Genomic DNA, 18,362 nt, shown 5'->3' on the forward strand with positions numbered 1-18,362 from the left:
CCGTCAGCGACCCACGGGGAGGGGATGGCGGTGCCCAGCGGCGGGGAGACGGCCAACACGACGAGCGTGTTGCGCATCATGAACGAGCGGGCCGTGTACGAGCGGATCCGCCTGCTCGGCCCGGTCTCACGGCCGCAGCTGGCCGAGGCGACCGGGCTGTCCAAGCCGACGATCTCCCTGGCCCTCGCCGACCTGGAGCGGGCCGAACTCGTCCGCCCGGTGGGGCACCGGACCGGCAACGCGGGCCGCGCCGCGCTGCTGTACGAGATCCGCCCCGAGGCCGGCTGGGTGATCGGCCTGGACGTCGGCCGCCAGTGGGTGCGCGCCGCCCTCGCCGACCTCGGCGGGGAGATCGCCGTACGGGAGGACGTCCCCGCGGACTCCGGCGACGCCGGCGCGCTGATCGACCAGCTCGGCGAGATCGTCGACAACCTCGCGGCCGCGGCCGGCGGGCAGATCACGCACATCGTCCTCGGCACGCCCGGCGTGTACGACCCCGACAACGAGCGCCTGCACCTCGCGCCGAACATCCCCGGCTGGAACGAACCCGGCGTCACCGCGAAGCTCGCCGAGCGGCTGCCCGCGCCGTTCGCGATCGAGAACGACATCGCCCTGGCCGCGCTCGGCGAGCAGGGCTACGGCCTGGGCGCCGACCTGCGGCACTTCGTCTACGTGTCGATCGGCACCGGCATCGGCATGGGGATCATCGTCGACGGCCGGCTGTACCGCGGCGCGCGCGGCGCCGCCGGGGAGATCGCCTTCCTGCCGATGGGGGAGACCGACCCGCTCGCGCACGCCGCGGACTCCCGGCGGCACGGGATGCTGGAGTCGGTCGCCTCGGCCCCGGCGGTGGTCGCCACGGCACGGCGGATGGGGATGACCGGCGAGATCACCGCGAAGCGCGTCTTCGACGAGGCGCGCGACGGTGAACCGGCGGCGGTGCGCGCGGTGGCGCGGGAGGCCGACCACGTCGCCCACGCGCTGGCCGGTGTGATCGCGCTGCTCGACCCGGAGCTCATCGTCCTCGGCGGCGGGATCGGCGGGCACGGCGCCGACGTCTTCCTCGGCGAGGTCCGCGACCGGCTGGAGACGATGACCCCGCTCGGCGCGCCGCGCGTCGAGGTGTCGCCGCTGGGCGATGAGGCCGTCGTCCTGGGCACGCTGGCGACCGGGCTGGCGACCGCCCGCGCGCTGGTGTTCGACCGGGCCATCACCGGTGCGGCCGACCTCCCCGGAACGGTCACGAATCGCCCATAGTGTGAGACGAGTTCTCATGAATTGAGACGAGCCGCTAAGGTACGTTCATGGCTTCCCGCAGCATCCGGCTGGCCGTCGTTCCGGGCGACGGCATCGGCCCCGAGGTCGTCGCCGAAGGTCTCAAGGTCCTCGACGCGCTCGGCATGAAGATCGAGCAGACGCCGTACGACCTGGGCGCGGCCCGGTGGCACAAGACCGGTGAGACGCTGCCCGACTCCGTGCTGGAGGAGATCCGGCAGCACGACGCCATCCTGCTCGGCGCCGTCGGCGACCCGAGCGTGCCGAGCGGCGTCCTGGAGCGTGGCCTGCTGCTCCGCCTGCGCTTCGAGCTCGACCACTTCGTCAACCTGCGGCCGGTCCGGCTCTACCCGGGCGTCGAGACGCCCCTCGCCGACACCCGGCCCGAGGACATCGACATGCTGGTCGTCAGGGAGGGCACCGAGGGCCCGTACGCCGGGGCCGGCGGCGTCCTCCGCAAGGGCACGCCGCACGAGGTCGCGACGCAGGAGAGCCTCAACACCGCGTTCGGCGTCGAGCGCGTCGTGCGCTACGCCTTCGAGCAGGCGGCCCGCCGCCCGCGCAAGAAGCTCACCCTCGTGCACAAGAACAACGTTCTGGTCTATGCGGGAGACCTCTGGTCGCGTACGGTCGACGCCGTGGCCGCCGAATTCCCCGACATCGACGTCGACTACTCCCACGTCGACGCCGCCACGATGTTCTTCGTCAGCCAGCCGGAGCGCTTCGACGTGATCGTCACCGACAACCTGTTCGGCGACATCATCACCGACCTGGGCGCGGCGGTGGCGGGCGGCATCGGGCTGGCCGCCAGCGGCAACATCAACCCCACCGGCGCGGCGCCGAGCATGTTCGAGCCCGTGCACGGCAGCGCTCCCGACATCGCCGGGCAGGGCAAGGCGGACCCGACCGCCACGATCCTCTCCGTCGCGCTGCTCCTGGACCACCTCGGGCTGACCGACGAGGCGCGCAAGGTCGAGCAGGCCGTCGCCGACGACCTCATCGAGCGTCAGGGCGCCTGGGCCGCGCGTTCGACCCGTGAAGCGGGCGACGACATCGCCGAGCGAGTAGCCGGCTAGGGCGCGCCTCTCCATAAGGAAACCCTCCGGGCGCGCCCCACGGCGCGCCCGTTTTGGGCTGCCGTGCGGTAAGGAGACTTGAACGCGACAAAAGGCGACAATGGGTACGGAGCGGCGACGAGGCCGTACCGCGAGAGGACCTCAGATGAGCATCGACTTCGACATCCGGCTCTCCGACCACCGCGCGTCGGCGGACGAGCGCGAACGACTCCTTGAGAAGCCCGGCTTCGGCCAGGTCTTCACGGACCACATGATCACGATCCGGTGGGACACGGAGCGCGGCTGGCACGACGCGCGCCTCGAGCCGTACGCGCCGCTGACCCTCGACCCGGCGACCGCGGTGTTCCACTACGCCCAGGAGCTGTTCGAGGGCCTGAAGGCCTACCGCCGGGCCGACGGATCGATCGTCGCCTTCCGCCCGTACGCCAACGCCGCCCGCTTCAACGCCTCCTGCGAGCGGATGGCGATGCCGCCGATCCCCGAGGAGACCTTCGTCCGGTCCCTGGAGCTCCTCGTCGACGCCGACCGCGACTGGGTCCCCACCCATGAGGGCCACAGCCTCTACCTGCGTCCCTTCATCATCGCGACGCAGCGCGGCCTCGGCGTGAACAGCCCGTCCTCGTCGTACCTGTTCATCGTCATCGCCTCGCCCTCGGGTGCCTACTTCACCGGCGGGATCAAGCCCGTCTCGGTGTGGCTGTCGGAGGAGTACACCCGGGCCGCCCCGGGCGGCACCGGCGCCGCCAAGTGCGGCGGCAACTACGCCGCCGCGTTCGTCGCCCAGGCCCAGGCCGTCCAGGAGGGCTGCGACCAGGTCGTGTGGCTCGACGCCAACGAGCACCGCTGGGTGGAGGAGATGGGCGGCATGAACCTCTTCTTCGTGTACGGCTCCGGCGCGGACGCCCGCGTCATGACGCCCTCGCTGACCGGCACGCTGCTGCCCGGCATCACGCGGGACGCGCTCCTCAAGCTCGCCCCCGACCTAGGCATCCCCGCCTCGGAGGGCCGCATCTCCACCGACCAGTGGCGCGAGGGCAACGCCTCCGGGGAACTGACCGAGGTGTTCGCCTGCGGCACCGCCGCCGTGATCACCCCGGTCGGCCGGGTCAAGAGCGCCAAGGACGAGTGGCTCATCGGCTCCGGCGAGCCCGGCCCCGTCACCATGCGGCTCCGCGAGGAACTCGTCGGCATCCAGTACGGCGACCGCCCCGACCCGTACGGCTGGATCCACAAGATCGCCTGACGCGACCCCGCCGAGGGGGCGTCTCCCGACGGGGGACGCGCCCTCGGCCGGGCCGCCGGCCGACGCTCGTCTCCTCCGCGGTGCGCGCTACCGGTCCGAGTCCCAGCGGAGGTCCAGCTCGGACCTGTATCCGGGGTGGTCGCCGGACTCGTCCTGTCCCCAGGCCGGTGAGCCGGTGACATCCGATGCCCGGCGGACTTCGACCGCCCGGAAGGAGTAGCCGTCCTGATCGGCCTCCTCCCAGGTGAACAGGACGGACTCCCGAGGGCACAGCACGCGGTAGCCGCCGGGGTCGGCGAGGCGGATGGCGGAGAAGTGCGCCCACACCTCGCCGGGCACCTCCGGCGAGGTCAGCACCCCCCAACCCGCCTCGGCGTCCCAAGAGACGACCTGTCCCGGTACGGGCCGTCGTTGCCCCGTGCTCACCCGATTCCTCCCGAAGGCCGGTCAGAAGAATTCTGACCGGTCAGCCGGCCGGTGTCGATCACCAGGTCCCAGGGTTCCGGCAGGCGCAGCGGCTCCCCGAGGTTGACGTGCACCTCCTGCGCGTACCCGGCCTCGCCGGGGTGGCTGAGCAACCGGGCCTTCCCGGCGAATGCGTCGATCACCAGATAGAGCGGTACGTTCCCGCGCGCGCAGGTCCGCGGCTTGACCTCGTGGTCGTCGCGGGCGCTGCTCTTCGAGACGACCTCCACGACAAGGTACGTGGCGGTCCCGTAGACGTGATCGTCACCCCACAGGAGCGGATCCTGCGGCACGACCAGTACGTCCGGCCGGTACCGGTCCACCTGTGGGCCGAGGAAGAGCGTGACCTCCGGCCAGATCTGCCAACTGCGCTCAATGACGTACGGCATGAGCTGGAGGAGGAGCCGGAAGACGATGTCGGCGTGCCCGGCGGTCGACAGCTCTCTGACCACTATCCGGCCATCGATGACCTCGACTCTGCGGTCCGGCCAGTGCTCACTCAGCTCCTCGAAGCGGCGCTCGATGTCGGTGCGTGCGTCGGTCTCCAACCTCGGCCCCCTCGTCCGTCCATCCATACGGTCCGTCGCGGCAAGTAACGCATCGTAGCTGCAATGCGCTGGCCCGTGAGGACCAATCAGAGGTGAAGGTAGGGTGAAGGCGCTGGTGGGCGGGTTGCGTCTCGGATGGTGAGACGGATGTGTCCGTCGCGGCGGGGATGTGGCAAACTCGGTGCCATCATGCGCAGCAGCCTGGTCATTATCGGCTGGCGCGCCGGCACCTAGACGAGCACTCCGCCGGCGCGCAGACCTCTCACGTCCCGTGAGGGGTCATTTTGTTTTGCGGCGCCGGCGCACAATCCGGGACTACCAAGGGGATCGACCCATGCGGGATGACGGCTTCCACGTCTACGACACGACGTTGCGCGACGGGGCCCAGCAGGAGGGCCTCAACCTCACCGTGGCGGACAAGCTGATCATCGCTCGCCGCCTCGACGAGCTGGGTGTCGGATTCATCGAGGGCGGCTGGCCCGGGGCCAATCCCAAGGACACCGAGTTCTTCCGGCTCGCCCGGACCGAGCTCGATCTCAAGCACGCGCAGCTCGCCGCGTTCGGCGCGACCCGCCGGGCCGGCGCGAAGGCCGCGGACGACCCTCTGGTGGCCGCGCTGCGCGAGTCCGGCGCGCCGGTCGTGACCCTTGTCGCCAAGAGTCACGACCGGCACGTCGAGCTGGCCCTCCGCACGACGTTGGAGGAGAACCTCGCGATGATCCGCGACACCGTCTCCCACCTGCGTGCGGAGGGCCAGAGGGTCTTCCTCGACGCCGAGCACTTCTTCGACGGCTACCGGTCGAACCCGGCCTACGCCCTGGAGGTCGTGCGGACCGCCGCCGAGGCCGGCGCGGACGTCATCGCCCTGTGCGACACCAACGGCGGGATGCTGCCCGACGAACTGGCCGACGTCGTCGCCGCGGTCGCGGCCGAAGGCGCGCGGCTGGGCATCCACTGCCACGACGACAGCGGCTGCGCGGTGGCCAACACCCTCGCGGCCGTACGCGCCGGGGTCACGCACGTCCAGGGCTGCGCCAACGGGTACGGCGAGCGCAGCGGCAACGCGAACCTCTTCACGGTCGTCGGCAACCTGCAGCTCAAGCGCGGCTACGACCTCGGTGTCGAGCTGCGGGAGATGACGCGGATCGCGCACGCCGTCTCCGAGGTGACCAACGTCGCGCCCAGCTCCCAGCAGCCGTACGTCGGCATGTCGGCGTTCGCCCACAAGGCGGGCCTGCACGCCTCGGCGGTCAAGGTCGACCCGATGCTGTACCAGCACATCGACCCGGAGCTGGTCGGCAACGACATGCGCATGTTGATCTCCAGCATGGCGGGCCGTGCGTCGGTGGAGCTCAAGGGCCGCGAGCTGGGGTACGAGCTGTCCGGCGACAAGGCGCGGCAGGTCGTGGAGCGGGTCAAGGAGCTCGAGTCGGCCGGTTACACCTTCGAGGCGGCGGACGCGTCGTTCGAACTCCTGCTGCGCGAGGAGGTCGACGGGGAGCGCACCCGCTACTTCGAGGTGGAGTCCTGGCGGACGATCGTCGAGCGCCGGCCCGACGGCGTCATGGTCAGCGAGGCGACGGTCAAGCTGCACGCCAAGGGCGAGCGGATCGTCGCGACCGGTGAGGGCAACGGCCCGGTCAACGCCCTGGACCGCGCCCTGCGGCTGGCCCTGGAGCGGATCTACCCGGAGCTGTCCGCCCTGGAGCTCGTCGATTACAAGGTGCGGATCCTGGAGGGTGCGCACGGCACCGACGCGCGCACCCGGGTGCTCATCGAGTCCAGCGACGCCTCCGGCGAGTGGGGCACCGTCGGCGTCGAGGACAACGTCATCGCCGCCTCCTGGGAGGCTCTCGCGGAGTCGGTGACCTACTGCCTCCTGCGCGCCGGATACGGCGCCTCCTGACGTACGGGCCGGGCGGGTCACCCCTCCGGGTGACCCGACTCCTGGCTGTCAGGGCCGGAAGTGATCCTTGAGCCACGCGTCGAACTCGGTGGCCACGACCCGCTCGCCGGTCACCCCGTCCGAGTCCGCGGAGCAGAGCCAGCGAACGGGGTCCTCCATGATCGCCGGGTCCAGCAGGGCGTCACGGACCGCCGCGGGGACGTCGTCGGGGATCATCCCGGTGACCGTCGCGCCACCGGGCAGCAGCATGTTGACGGTGACACCGTGGTCGGCGAGGTCCGCAGCCATGATCGCGGACAGCGACTCGGCGCCGGCGCGGGACGGCCCGTACGGGACGAAGCCCCGGCGCCGCATGGTCTCGTGATTCATCGAGATGTTGATGATCTTGCCGTGGCCCTGCTCGACGAAGCGGGGGGCGACGGCGCGGGCGACGAGGAAGTACCCGGTGAGGTTGGTGTCGACGACGTCCCGGAAGCCGTCCGCGGCGACCTCCCAGAAGGGTTGCGGTTCGCTGAGGAAGCGGGGGTTGACGTGTCTCATCCCCAGGCCCGCGTTGTTCACCAGGACGTCCAGCCCGCTCAGCCTCTGGACCGCCTCCTCGACGCCGCGGCGCACCGACGCCTCGTCGCGCACGTCCATGACGATGCCGTCGATCGAACCGGGGCATCCGGACAGCGTGGACACGGCTCCGCGTACGCGCTCCGCGTCACGGCCCGTGATCAGCACGCGGGCGCCACCGTTGACGAGACCCCGCGCCATCGCCAGGCCGAGACCGCTCGTCCCTCCAGTGATGAGCACCCGAACACCTGCCACATCGGGCATGACGACCTCCTGCAGTGACTGCCGCGGTGGGGGCGGGGACCCTCGCGGGTGCGTCCGGTTCGCGGGACCTTGCCCGACGTACTCTAGGCTCCGTCCTCACGCAGAGTGCTCTGCCCCCCTGGGTGTCCGTCCGGTCCCCGACTCGCCGTCCTCCGGACCGGCCGGCGGGTCACCCCTTGGGCTCGGCCTGCTCGACCACCTCGAATGACCAGAGTTCGGCGCCGCTCGCGGCCGGGCCGCCGTGCCCATGGCCGTGTCCCTCGGCGGGCCCGCGCTCGGACGCGGCCTGGGCGTGTCCCTCCGCGAACGCCCGGCTCTCCGTCCAGCGCTGGAAGTCCTCCTCGCTGCGCCAGCGCGTGTAGACGAGGTAGCGGTCGGTCCCCTCGACCGGGCGCAGCAGTTCGAAGCCCTCGAAGCCGTCGGCCTCCTCGACGAGCCCGGCGCGCCCGGCGAACCGGCGCTCCAGCTCCTCGCGCATGGGCTCGGGCACGGTCAGCACGTTGATCTTCACGATGCTCATGGGGAAATCCTCTCCTGACGCGCCCGCCGCTCCCCGCCAGGGGCACCCCGAAGGCCCGGCGTGTCGTTCGCCGCGTCGCTCCGACGCGCACGTGCCACGAAATAGGAACGTGCCTGTGCACGTGCAAATGAACGGCCGAATAGGGCGTGCATCGGCGGCGGTATGTCGGGATTCCGCCTCTTTGTAAGCCGATATCGTGATCACAATGAGTGGTCGCCGTAGGGTCGGGAACCGTTCGGAATCTAATTCTGTTTAACGCGGATCGCCACAGGTGAGAACCTCATCCTGGCGTCGTCGTCTAGAGGAAGAGACCTTCGGGATACCGAAAAGTCACCCGAGGTTGGAGAATCGGTAGCGGACGAAGGTCATTAAGCGCCAAACTCTCCCCGTACGGCCAGGGTCGTCGTGGCGCAAAAAAGCGACGGCCCCCTGTTGCAGCAGGAGGCCGTCGACTTCGGAAAGTCCGAATCTCAGGAGGTTCGAACGACCATGACTGTACGTGTCTTCGGCCGCAGTGGCCAGAGGAACGACGCGATGGGGCCCGGTGAATCCGCGGCTCCGCGTGGTCCGCACTTCTCGCCGCGGACGGGGCTGATCGCCCTGTACGCCCTCGTCACCGCCGTGCTCGCCGGGGTGCTCACCTTCATCGGTGATCACCGGCCCGCGGCGGCGGTGGCGGCGGGCGGAGTCGCCTTCGTCAGCGCCTTCATGTTCTTCGACAAGATCATCGGCGATTGAGAGGTCGCATGCCTTCCAAGCGACGTACGAACTCGCTGCGGTACGACCGGGACGCCGAGCTCCGGCTGATCGCCGAGGCCGGCCACTGGCTGGCGGACGCCGGCCGCCGGCGGCCTGAGGCCGTCAAGTCGATCACGGCGATGCTGGACCGGCAGCAGCGGCTCGCCGCCTGCCGGGCCTTCGACCGGCCGCTCGAGTCCTCGTAGCCACCACACCGGCGAGCGCCCGCACGAACCCGACCGTGCGGGCGCTCGCGCGTTCTGAACCAACCCGGCCCGCCGATCGTCAGAACCAGAAAGAGAGGGAGGTGGCGCGACGGTGGGTGATCGGGACGGCGAGGAGGTTCTCCCGCACCTGCGGGCGACCGAGGAGATACCGCGCCCCGCGCGGCCCGTACCGGCGACCGACGTGCAGCTGCGGCCGGTCGTCCCGCCGCCCGGCGCGCCGGCGACCGTACAGGAGAGCGTCCCGGCCTCGTACGACGCGTCCATGACCATCGCCGAGGGTGTCCCCACCTCGTACGACGCGCCGATGACCGTGGCCGAGGGTGCCCCCGCCCGGTTCGACGCGCCGCCGACCGTGGAGCAGGGCGTCCCCACCCCGCCGCCGGGCCCGTACGGCACGCCGGCGACCGTGGAGGAGCCGCTGCCGTACGCGGGGGAGCAGGGCGCCCCCCTTCCACCGGGCGCCCCGCGGCGGTCGCCGGACCCGGCCGGGACCGGCGGACGGGTCTCGCGGAGGCTCGCCCTGATCGTCGGGGGCGCGGCCGTGCTGCTGGCCGCGGTCGGGATCCTGGTGGTGGCGCACGGCACGTCGAGCGGCCCGGTGAAGGCGCCCGCCCCCTGCGGGCACGGGCCGTGCCCGTCCTCGCCGACCCACGACGCACTCACCCCGGCCGCGCAGGTCGCGTACCGCACCGTCGAGCGCGACGCGGGCTACTTCGAGGGCACCGTCACGATCGCCAACCACGGGGACCGGCCGATGCGCTCCTGGACGCTGTCCTTCACGTATCCGGGCGCCGACATCCACAACACCTGGGACGCCGTGCTGCAGCGCAGGGGAGCGGAGACGGTCCTCACGGGAAAGCCGACCTCCCCGCCGATCGCGCCCGGCGCGTCCCTGCAGGTGCGGTTCGGGGGCTCCGGCGCGCCGTCGATGCCGACCGGCTGCCGTCTCAACGGCGCACCGTGTGCCTTCGTCGCAGGCTGAGCCGCCGAACCCGGTGACCGGGCCCGGCCGGACCGAGGCCGGGGGCGGGCGCACTGTCGCGGTGTCGATAGCCTCGTATCGTGCGTATCGCGAGGTTCACCAAAGACGGCGGCCTGTCCTTCGGCGTGGTCGAGGACGACGAGACCATCGCCACCATCGCCGCCCACCCGTTCGGTGAGATCCAGCTCACCGGGGAGCGTCAGCCCCTGGCGGACGTGCGGCTGACGGCGCCGATCCTGCCGAGCAAGGTCGTCGCGATCGGCAAGAACTACGCCGAGCACGCCCGTGAGATGGGCGGCGAGCCGCCCGCCGAGCCGGTCATCTTCATGAAGCCGTCCACCGCGGTGATCGGTCACCGCGAGACGATCGCCTATCCGAGCCTGTCCGAGCGGGTCGACTACGAGGGCGAGCTCGCCGTCGTCATCGGCCGCCTCTGCCGCGACGTCCCGGCGTCGCGCGCTGCGGACGTCATCCTCGGCTACACCTGCGCCAACGACGTCACGGCGCGCGACCTTCAGCAGCGCGACGGGCAGTGGACGCGGGCGAAGGGCTTCGACACGTTCTGCCCGCTCGGCCCGTGGATCGAGACGGAGCTCGACCCGTCGGACCTGGCCATCACCACCACGGTGAACGGCGAGACCCGGCAGTCGTCCCGTACCAAGCAGCTCCTGCACGGCGTCCCCGAGCTGATCGAGTACGTCAGCCGGGTCATGACCCTCCTGCCGGGGGACATCATCCTCACCGGCACCCCGGAGGGCGTGGGGCCGCTGCAGGTCGACGACGAGGTGTCCGTGACGATCGAGAAGATCGGCACGCTCAGCAATACAGTGGTGTCCCGTGACTGACCCTTCTTCCCCGGAGCACGCCTCCGGCACCGTCAGAGTCCGGTTCGCGCCGTCGCCGACCGGAATGTTCCACGTCGGGGGAGCGCGTTCGGCGCTGCACAACTGGGTGTTCGCCCGCCAGCACGGCGGCACGCTCGTGCTGCGCATCGAGGACACCGACGCCTCCCGCAACCGCCCGGAGTGGACCGAGGGGATCATCCGCGCCCTCGCGTGGCTGGGCATCGACGAGGACGAGTACGAAGGGCCGTACTTCCAGTCCGCCAACGCCGACGAGCAGCGCAAGGCCGTCGAGCGGCTGCGCGCGGACGGCCGCGCGTACTTCTGCGACTGCACGCGCGACGACGTGATCGCGCGAACCGGCGACTCCTACCGCGGCTACGACGGCCACTGCCGCGACCGCGGCCTGGAGGCGGGCCCCGGGCGCGCCCTGCGCTTCCGCACCCCGGACGAGGGCGTGACGACCGTCGTCGACCTGATCCGCGGCAAGCCGACGTTCGAGAACGCCAACATCGAGGACTTCGTCATCGCGCGCGGCGACGGCTCGGTGCTGTTCATGCTCGCCAACGTCGTCGACGACATGATCCAGGGCATCACGCACGTCATCCGGGCCGAGGAGCACCTGTCCAACACGCCGAAGCAGCAGCTGCTGTGGGAGGCGCTCGGTGCCCAGCCGCCGGTCTGGGCGCACGTTCCGGTCGTCGTGAACGAGAAGCGGCAGAAGCTCTCCAAGCGCCGCGACAAGGTCGCGCTGGAGGACTACCAGGCCGAGGGCTTCCTCGCCGAGGCCATGCGCAACTACCTCATGCTCCTGGGCTGGGCGCCGTCCGGCGACCGCGAGATCGTCCCGTGGAGCGTGATCGAGGAGGAGTTCCGGCTCGAGGACGTCAATCCCTCGCCGGCCTTCTTCGACGTCAAGAAGCTGCGCGCGTTCAACGGCGAGTACATCCGGGCGCTGCCGGTCGAGGACTTCATCGAGCGGTGCGAGCCCTGGCTCCGCGAGCCGTACGCCTCGTGGTCGCCCGAGCGGTACGACCCGGCGGTCTTCGCCCGGCTCGCGCCGCTGGCCCAGACGCGCGTCGCGGTGCTGTCGGAGATCACGGCCATGGTCGACTTCGCGTTCCTCGACGAGCCGGTGATCGACGAGGCCTCTTGGAAGAAGGGCATGAAGGAGCCCGCCGCGGACATCCTCCGGGGCGCCCTGGAGGCCTTCCAGGACGCGGAGTGGACGGCCGAGGAGCTCAAGACGCGGGCCGAGGAGATCGGCGCCCGCCACGGCCTCAAGCTCGGCAAGGCGCAGGCCCCGATCCGCGTGGCCGTCACCGGCCGCACGGTCGGCCTGCCGCTGTTCGAGTCGCTTCAGATCATCGGCCGGGACCGCACCCTCGCCCGCGTACGGGCGGCACTCGACCGGCTCTCGGCGGAATAGCCGGACTCCCGACGGGCATGGACGGTCCCGCCACGACCGTCCACGCCCGAGGGAGCGCCATGAGCGATCGGCCCGAGCTGTCCCTGATCGGCTTCGTCCTGGACGCGCCCGACGCCCGCGAGCTCGCCGGCTTCTACCGGCGGCTGCTGGGCTGGGACACCGTCCACGACGACCCCGCGTGGGTGAAGCTGGCCCCGCCGGGCGGCGGACCGAGCATGTCCTTCCAGACGGCGAAGGAGTACGTCCCGCCGACCTGGCCCGCCGAGGCGGACCACCAGCAGATGATGGCCCACCTGGACATCCGGGTCCACGACCTGAGCGCCGCCGTCGCGTACGCCCTCGAACAGGGCGCCGTCCTCGCCGAGCACCAGCCCCAGGACCGCGCTCTGGTCTGCCTCGACCCCGTCGGCCACCCGTTCTGCCTGGCCCTGCCCGGCGCCTGACCCGTACGCCTTGGTGGAGCATGGCGGCCTAATCTTGATCACCGTCCCCCCTGGGCCGGCGGCCCGGTAAAGGAGTGCGATGAGCGACCGTCCGAGGTTGAAACTGACCGGTGTCGTCCTGGACTCGACCGACGCGCGGGAACTCGCCGGCTTCTACCGGCGGCTGCTGGGCTGGGAGGCCGTGGAGGACGAACCCGAGTGGGTCGTGCTGGCCGCGCCCGACGGCGGCGCCGGCCTGTCCTTCCAGACGGATGAGGGCTACGTACGGCCCGCATGGCCCGGCGATCGGGGCCACCAGCGGATGATGGCCCACCTCGACATCGCGGTCGACGACCTGGACGCCGCGGTCGCGCACGCTCTCGCCCAGGGCGCCGTCCTCGCGGACTACCAGCCCCAGGACCACGTACGCGTCTGCCTCGACCCGGCAGGCCACCCGTTCTGCCTCTATTTGCCGGACGCCTGAGGGGAGGCCGCCGGCGAGGGCGGCGCGCTTGAGCCTCAGCGCCGAGGATTTCCGTCGTTGTAACAGCAAGAATCCTCGGTACTGAGGGGCGGCCCCGGCCCCGGCGCTGAGCCTCGGGGTCACCTGCGGGAGGTGAGCGTGCGGGCCACCAGGGCGACGAGCAGGGCGGGGACGATCAAGTACGCGGTGCGCAGGCTGACCGTGTCGGACAGCCGGGCGAGGAGGAAGGGGGCCCCGCCGATCGCCAGGCCGGAGGCCATCGCCGCCCGCGCCGCCGCCTTGTCCGGAGCGTGCGGCCAGGCGGCGATCGTACGGCTCACGGTGGTGGGGTAGAGCAGCGCGACGCCCAGCCCGGCGACGGCGAGCCCGACGCCCGCCAGCGGCAGCGTCGGGGCGGCCCAGAACAGCGCGAACCCGGCCGCGGCGACCGCCGCGCAACCGAGCAGCAGCGTCCGGTGCCCGCGCACCCGCCGGGTGACCGGGACCGCGAGGGAACGCCCGGTGGCCATGCCGACCAGGAACAGCGCCGCGACGGCGGGAGCCAGGCCCGACGAGGCGTGGTGCCAGTCACCGACCGCTGAGGCCGCCCAGAAGACCATGCAGAACTCCACGCTGACCGAGAGCAGCACCTCAATCCACGGACCGATCAGCGCCGCCCTGGAGCCCGCCGGGGCGTCGTCGGGAACGTCGGCGGCGTTCGGCATTGGCACGTTCCAGGAGAGCAGTGCGACGATCGCCAGCAGCACCAGCGGAGCCACCAGGTAGCCGGCCTGCCAGCCGAGACCGGCGGCGAGCGCCCCGGCCACCGCCAGCGGCGCCAGCACGGACACGGCGCTCGCCAGCCCGTTCGCCTCACCGACCGCCGCCGTCGGAGCATGCGGGTGCAGCGCACCCAGCAGCGCGGGGACCAGCTGAACGAGCAGCGCCCCGCCGATCCCGAGGAGCAGCGCGCCCGCCAGGGTCAGCGACCGCACGGGCGTGGCCAGCAGCAGCCCGCCCGCGATCATGCACACGACCGAGATGCGGAGCGTCACGACCCTGCCGACGCGGCCGACCAGCGGCCCGCCCACCAGGCCGATCAGCAGGAGTCCCGCCGCGAACAGCGTGGGGTAGAAGGCCACCTGCGCCCGGTCCACCCCGAGGTCGTCCTGTAGCGGCGCCAGCACCGCCCCCATCCCGTTGAGCAGGTAGCTCATACAGCTCAGCACGGCGTACAGCACCCAGGTCGCGGTGTCGCGCGTCAGCCCGCCCGTCTGATCCACAAGCGGAGACTATCCGCGCCGGGCGCTCCGGAACATGCCCGGACATCGCCCCCTCGGCGAGATCGCTCGCGGTATCCGCCGGCGCCGGATCGCGTTCGCGAGCACTGCGAAGGTCCGCTAGACTTCCTGAGGCGCTGGAGATCGGAAGATCCGCAGGCCAGTGGGGTATGGTGTAATCGGCAGCACGACTGATTCTGGTTCAGTTAGTCTAGGTTCGAGTCCTGGTACCCCAGCAAGTACCTGAGCAGGGCGGGAGTCTCACAGAGACCCCGCCTTCTTCGTTTTCGGGCGGCGGTGGGACGGCCTGCTCACTGTCGGCTGACGGCTCGGGTGATGCCGGCGACCACGGTCGTGGCCAGGATCCAGCCTGCCGCGATCAGGAGGTAGGCGAGCCACTGGTAGAGGCCGTGGGGGTTGAACGCCTTCTCCTGGCCGAAGTCGATGATCGGCAGGAGCAGGTCGAGCGTGTAGACCAGGGCGTTGAAGTCTGGCGCCTTGCCGGGCTCGACCGGCTGAGGATGGTGGAGGCCGTAGACGATCGTTCCGGTGAGGAGCAGCGCCAGAAGCCAGGTCATGGCGCGTGTCGGTCGATAGCCGTAGCCGACGGTCACGTCTTGAGCGGCACTCCAGAGCTTGGCGTACCAGGACAGCGTTCTGCGGTGGCGGCGTTGCTTGGCCAGTTGCACGGCGCGGGCGCCGGCGTCGTCACCGACACGCCGGTATGCGGCGGAGAGTTGTTCGTAGGAGTGCGGCACGTAGCCGTCCTCATCGCGCTCCAGCAGTTCCAGCCGCTCGTCGGCGGGAAGCTGCGGACTGAGCGAGCTGAAAGTAAGACCGTCGAGTTCGACGCTGGTGGGCCATGCGTCCGGAGTGGCGTGGATCAGATCGAACTGTGAGCGACGCAGCCGTACCGAGCCGTCGATGGGTGCCGCGTCGTGCAGCCAGAGCTCGCCGATCGCGCAACTGCTGGCCCACAATGCCATTCCGCCGGGGTTGGACAGGCGAGACTCGATGAGGTCGAGGTGTCCGGGGATCTTCGCGCCGCGCAGATCGACCGCGCCGCTGGTGCGGAGCCGCGAGGCGCTCAGGTTCGATCCGACCTTCAGATTCTCGGCGTCCAAGGCGGTACGGCCTGGCTCGCTCAGTTCGGCCTCGTCCAGGTTGACGGCCCCGGCGACGGTTGCTCCGGCCAGCCTGACCGTTCCGTGCGCCACAAGGTGTGGTCCCGAGACGTCATCGTTGATGGTGGCGTGGTTGAGCTGCAGGACCGGGTTGCGTTCCAAGTCGTCGGAGCGTGCCCGACCGAGGTGCGCTCTGTCGAGGAAGAAAGCGCCGGAGATGCGCGCGCCACTGAGCCGTACTTCGCCGGGGATGCGTGAGCCGGTGATCCGGAGGACGCCATCGACGCGGATGGTGGCAGCGTCCAGAGCCGGGAGGTAGCACTCGCTGAAGTTGAGCTGGCGGACCGCCATGGCGTACAGGAGCGGAGCGCGTTCGAAGTAGCAGCCCCAAAAGCGAATTGCGTAGGGGACTTCCGCGAACCTGAGATCCAGCCGGCCGGAGATACGTACGCCCGCCAGGCGCAATGCCGCGACCTCCCCGTCAGCGGGACAGCTGGTGAGAAGGAGCTTTCGGAGCACCTCGGCGCGTACCGTCCGATCGGGACCCCAGGAACGGCCCTCCTCGGCCTTGTCGTTTCCGGCGTCAGGAGACTCGACGTCCCGGCCGCGTGGGAACGCATCCCACACTTCGCGCTCGAAGGCTGTCAGATCGGCGATTTTCATCGGCCGGACCTTCTCGCGACGACGGCTGCCATGTCAACGGATACGCGAGTTCGCCAGTCTCGTCACCCGCACCGGCGTCGGCGCGGCGTCCGTACGACCTTGACCGGGTGTGCCGCGGTGCCACCGCCGGGACGAGCGGCCATAGCGCCACCCGAGGCAGCGCGGACTCCGTATCCCGGCCAGGGGACCCACCCGGCGGGGGAGGCCCCCACCGGTCGGGGTCGCCGGCGTCTGGCTGATCCGGTACTGGACGATCAGGTACTCGATCGGCACCCCCAGAGACCGTACGCTCCACCGCGCCATTCCTGCTGCCTGGCGAAGGTGTGAAGCAACATGAGGTCGCTCGCAGCGTCGAAGATCTGCTTGAGACCTACGCAAACTGCCTAGTCGGGCGGGACTGTTCGTAGGCAGATTGCCTACGTCCGTGATTGGAAATCTCCGTACAGCGGAGGAGATCGTGGAGGCGGACGGCGTGCGAAGATGTGCACGCGAACGTTAATGCAGAAGGTCTAGGAAGCACTCCGTGTACCGGCCCTACCGTCGGCGGGCGCCAACTTGCCGTGGGCTCCGAAATCGCGCCTAACAACCCCATCGATGGGAGTCGAGCCGTGAACCTCAAGCGCATCGCCGTCGTCGCATCTGTCGCACTCTCCGGTGTCGGCCTGTTCGTCGCTCCGGCGCGGGCCGACACGGTGATCAGTGTCTGGGCGAACAGCGAGGCCGGCAGGATCGGCTGTACTGCCGTGGCCTCCTTTTTGGAGGCACGGAAAGAGCAGGCCGAAGGATACCCGGGGAATTGGTACTACTGCGCGCATGCACCCGATGGGTCGTGGGTCGTCTACGAACGCTGAGTCGTCCCCGACCAGGCGGCAGAGGGCATGACATGTCGTAGCGCCGACCGCTCGGCAGTCTAAAAGTAGTGCTCAATATGAAGGAGAAATCTCGTGAGAGCTCGTATCAAGGCACTGGTGGGTTTGACCGCGGCGGGGCTGGCCGCGTCTACTCTGGTCGCTCCGGCGGCGCACGCGAGTAACGGATATTTCGAATTCTGCAACAATCACGGAAATATCCCCAGCCCGGTCTCCGAGTATGTGGCGTTCCCGTACCGCGGATGGTCCACGTCGCCGGTCATTACGTCGGGCGTGTCGGAGGCCAAGTGCTGGGTCACCCCGCTCAGCGGTATGGCCAACGATGAGGCTGTGGGCTACCGGCTGGTCAACGGCCAGTGGCTGGCCGTCGCCACGACGTACTTCAACGACGACGGTCCGGAGCCGACCATATTCGAGTTCTGAGGTCTCCTGCCGTGGCCATGGCCCGTCTCGCGATCGCGGACCGGGCCACGGCCCGTCATACGGCGGATCGCGGGCGGTTGTCCGCGATCCAGGCGTCGATCTTCTCCCACCAGTCGAACAGCCACTGCTCCCGGCCGTCCTCGGGGATCTCCTCGCGCGGAACCCACCACCACCGCGCGCGCAGCGGCCGGTCCAGCGGGATACTCCGCCAGATGTCCCCGGCGGTCATGAGGTCGTCGACCCCCGTGTGGGCGACGAAGACGATGTCGGCCTGCGGGGCGGCGTCGATCGCCGCGAGTGAGCCGGCCGGGCGCGGTGGCAGGACGTTGGCCATGTTCCGGGCGCGTTCGGCCGCGTCCCGACGGCCCTGCCGGCGTAGCCGGCGGATCGCGCGCACGCGGCGTCGCGGCGTGAAGTTCCCGCCCTCGGGAAAGATCAGCAGCGCGTCGGCGGGGCCGATGCCGGTCGCCAGCCGGCCGATCTCGTCGACGATCCCCTCGCGCGACGCGGAGCCGTTCGGCGGCACGAAGGCGTTCGGCAGCCGGTTGAGCAGCACGTCGGCCGTGGGGTCGAGCTGCAGGGCGGCCTTCATGACGATCCGGGGCCGCCGCCCGTACACGTTGAGCAGGTAGTGCACGATCAGCAGGGAGTCCCCCGGCCCGCCGTGCCGGCTGAGCACGATCACGGGCCGCCCGGGAACCACGCCGAGCGGTTCCTGGATCTCGACCACGAGCCCCAGCGTCCGGGCCGCGACGGCGTCCACGCGCGCGAGCAACCATCCGCACAACGCGTAGTGCCGCGCCCGTACTGTCTCGGTGGACCCGCCTGCCACCCAGAGGCCCAGGCACGTCGTGAGCACGGCGCACTCCAGAGCCAGCCAGCAGACCGTGAGGACCACGACCCGCAGGAGCCGGTGGCGGTGGCCGGCGGCCACCACGCCGATGAGCAGCAGCAGTGGTGAGGCCGCCACCGCCGCGATCGCGACCGCGAACAGCAACGGGGTCAGGACCAGGCGCCTGACGAACCGCGGGGGCAGCATCGCAGG

Annotated in this window: 20 protein-coding genes and 1 tRNA gene; 14 read left to right on the forward strand and 7 right to left on the reverse strand. The window is 70.6% G+C overall.

The window, feature by feature from the left end; translation table 11 throughout:
* The first annotated feature begins 24 nt into the window (after window positions 1–24).
* The 3 genes from NE234_RS01485 (at window position 25) to NE234_RS01495 (ending at window position 3,594) form a co-directional block, all read left to right on the forward strand.
* Complete coding sequence (locus NE234_RS01485) at window positions 25–1,257, forward strand: ROK family transcriptional regulator (RefSeq protein ID WP_252776104.1); 1,233 nt, start codon at window positions 25–27, stop codon at window positions 1,255–1,257.
* Between the two features lie 47 nt (window positions 1,258–1,304).
* Complete coding sequence (locus tag NE234_RS01490; RefSeq protein ID WP_252776106.1) at window positions 1,305–2,351, forward strand: 3-isopropylmalate dehydrogenase; 1,047 nt, start codon at window positions 1,305–1,307, stop codon at window positions 2,349–2,351.
* 145 nt (window positions 2,352–2,496) lie between these two features.
* Window positions 2,497–3,594 (forward strand): branched-chain amino acid aminotransferase, encoded by a 1,098-nt coding sequence (locus tag NE234_RS01495; protein WP_252776107.1) that lies wholly within the window; start codon window positions 2,497–2,499, stop codon window positions 3,592–3,594.
* A gap of 87 nt (window positions 3,595–3,681) precedes the next feature.
* Here the strand turns inward: NE234_RS01495 and NE234_RS01500 are convergent, their stop codons facing one another.
* Both NE234_RS01500 and NE234_RS01505 read right to left on the reverse strand, forming a co-directional pair.
* Window positions 3,682–4,020, reverse strand: a complete 339-nt coding sequence (locus NE234_RS01500; protein ID WP_252776109.1) for a hypothetical protein — start codon at window positions 4,018–4,020, stop codon at window positions 3,682–3,684.
* Window positions 4,017–4,607 (reverse strand): Uma2 family endonuclease, encoded by a 591-nt coding sequence (locus tag NE234_RS01505; RefSeq protein ID WP_252776111.1) that lies wholly within the window; start codon window positions 4,605–4,607, stop codon window positions 4,017–4,019. Before NE234_RS01505 ends, NE234_RS01500 begins: the two co-directional genes overlap by 4 nt.
* A 334-nt stretch (window positions 4,608–4,941) precedes the next feature.
* Between NE234_RS01505 and cimA the strand changes: the two genes are divergently transcribed.
* The gene (gene cimA, locus NE234_RS01510) at window positions 4,942–6,513 is read left to right on the forward strand and encodes a citramalate synthase (protein WP_252776112.1); all 1,572 of its coding nucleotides are present in this window, start codon (window positions 4,942–4,944) and stop codon (window positions 6,511–6,513) included.
* Window positions 6,514–6,561: 48 nt separating this feature from the next.
* Here cimA and NE234_RS01515 read toward each other — a convergent pair whose 3' ends face one another.
* Window positions 6,562–7,335, reverse strand: coding sequence for an SDR family NAD(P)-dependent oxidoreductase (locus NE234_RS01515; protein WP_252776115.1), 774 nt, complete (start codon window positions 7,333–7,335; stop codon window positions 6,562–6,564).
* 169 nt (window positions 7,336–7,504) lie between these two features.
* Window positions 7,505–7,855, reverse strand: a complete 351-nt coding sequence (locus NE234_RS01520) for an antibiotic biosynthesis monooxygenase family protein (RefSeq protein WP_252776117.1) — start codon at window positions 7,853–7,855, stop codon at window positions 7,505–7,507.
* 489 nt (window positions 7,856–8,344) lie between these two features.
* On the opposite strand from NE234_RS01520, the gene NE234_RS01525 reads away from it, so the two are divergent.
* The 7 genes from NE234_RS01525 to NE234_RS01555 all read left to right on the forward strand — a co-directional run bounded on the left by NE234_RS01525 (window position 8,345) and on the right by NE234_RS01555 (window position 12,979).
* A complete protein-coding gene (locus NE234_RS01525) occupies window positions 8,345–8,593 on the forward strand; it encodes a hypothetical protein (RefSeq protein ID WP_252776118.1) in 249 nt (82 codons plus the stop codon).
* A gap of 8 nt (window positions 8,594–8,601) precedes the next feature.
* On the forward strand, window positions 8,602–8,799 hold the full coding sequence (locus tag NE234_RS01530) for a hypothetical protein (RefSeq protein WP_252776121.1): 198 nt from the start codon (window positions 8,602–8,604) through the stop codon (window positions 8,797–8,799).
* A gap of 112 nt (window positions 8,800–8,911) precedes the next feature.
* Window positions 8,912–9,802: a cellulose binding domain-containing protein gene (locus NE234_RS01535; protein WP_252776124.1), complete on the forward strand. Its 891-nt coding sequence runs from the start codon at window positions 8,912–8,914 to the stop codon at window positions 9,800–9,802.
* Between the two features lie 80 nt (window positions 9,803–9,882).
* On the forward strand, window positions 9,883–10,647 hold the full coding sequence (locus NE234_RS01540) for a fumarylacetoacetate hydrolase family protein (protein ID WP_252776125.1): 765 nt from the start codon (window positions 9,883–9,885) through the stop codon (window positions 10,645–10,647).
* A complete protein-coding gene (gltX, locus tag NE234_RS01545) occupies window positions 10,640–12,073 on the forward strand; it encodes a glutamate--tRNA ligase (RefSeq protein WP_308206821.1) in 1,434 nt (477 codons plus the stop codon). Before NE234_RS01540 ends, gltX begins: the two co-directional genes overlap by 8 nt.
* A gap of 59 nt (window positions 12,074–12,132) precedes the next feature.
* Window positions 12,133–12,516 carry a VOC family protein gene (locus tag NE234_RS01550; RefSeq protein WP_252776127.1) on the forward strand — a complete coding sequence of 128 codons (384 nt, stop codon included), beginning with the start codon at window positions 12,133–12,135 and terminating at the stop codon, window positions 12,514–12,516.
* Between the two features lie 79 nt (window positions 12,517–12,595).
* Window positions 12,596–12,979, forward strand: a complete 384-nt coding sequence (locus NE234_RS01555; protein ID WP_252776129.1) for a VOC family protein — start codon at window positions 12,596–12,598, stop codon at window positions 12,977–12,979.
* Between the two features lie 119 nt (window positions 12,980–13,098).
* Here NE234_RS01555 and NE234_RS01560 read toward each other — a convergent pair whose 3' ends face one another.
* Complete coding sequence (locus NE234_RS01560) at window positions 13,099–14,241, reverse strand: MFS transporter (protein ID WP_252776131.1); 1,143 nt, start codon at window positions 14,239–14,241, stop codon at window positions 13,099–13,101.
* Between the two features lie 161 nt (window positions 14,242–14,402).
* Here NE234_RS01560 and NE234_RS01565 point away from each other — a divergent pair.
* Window positions 14,403–14,474 (forward strand) — tRNA-Gln (locus NE234_RS01565).
* 75 nt (window positions 14,475–14,549) lie between these two features.
* On the opposite strand, the gene NE234_RS01570 is transcribed toward NE234_RS01565, so the two are convergent.
* Entirely contained in the window at window positions 14,550–16,025 is a 1,476-nt protein-coding gene (locus tag NE234_RS01570) for a hypothetical protein (protein ID WP_252776132.1), read from the reverse strand.
* 608 nt (window positions 16,026–16,633) lie between these two features.
* Between NE234_RS01570 and NE234_RS01575 the strand changes: the two genes are divergently transcribed.
* Window positions 16,634–16,876 carry a hypothetical protein gene (locus tag NE234_RS01575; protein WP_252776135.1) on the forward strand — a complete coding sequence of 81 codons (243 nt, stop codon included), beginning with the start codon at window positions 16,634–16,636 and terminating at the stop codon, window positions 16,874–16,876.
* Between the two features lie 93 nt (window positions 16,877–16,969).
* Complete coding sequence (locus tag NE234_RS01580; protein WP_252776138.1) at window positions 16,970–17,317, forward strand: hypothetical protein; 348 nt, start codon at window positions 16,970–16,972, stop codon at window positions 17,315–17,317.
* 55 nt (window positions 17,318–17,372) lie between these two features.
* On the opposite strand, the gene NE234_RS01585 is transcribed toward NE234_RS01580, so the two are convergent.
* A complete protein-coding gene (locus NE234_RS01585) occupies window positions 17,373–18,356 on the reverse strand; it encodes a 1-acyl-sn-glycerol-3-phosphate acyltransferase (protein ID WP_252776140.1) in 984 nt (327 codons plus the stop codon).
* Between the last annotated feature and the right edge of the window lie 6 nt (window positions 18,357–18,362).

It is taken from the genome of Actinoallomurus rhizosphaericola, assembly GCF_024055675.1.
In the GTDB taxonomy this organism is placed as follows: domain Bacteria; phylum Actinomycetota; class Actinomycetes; order Streptosporangiales; family Streptosporangiaceae; genus Actinoallomurus; species Actinoallomurus soli.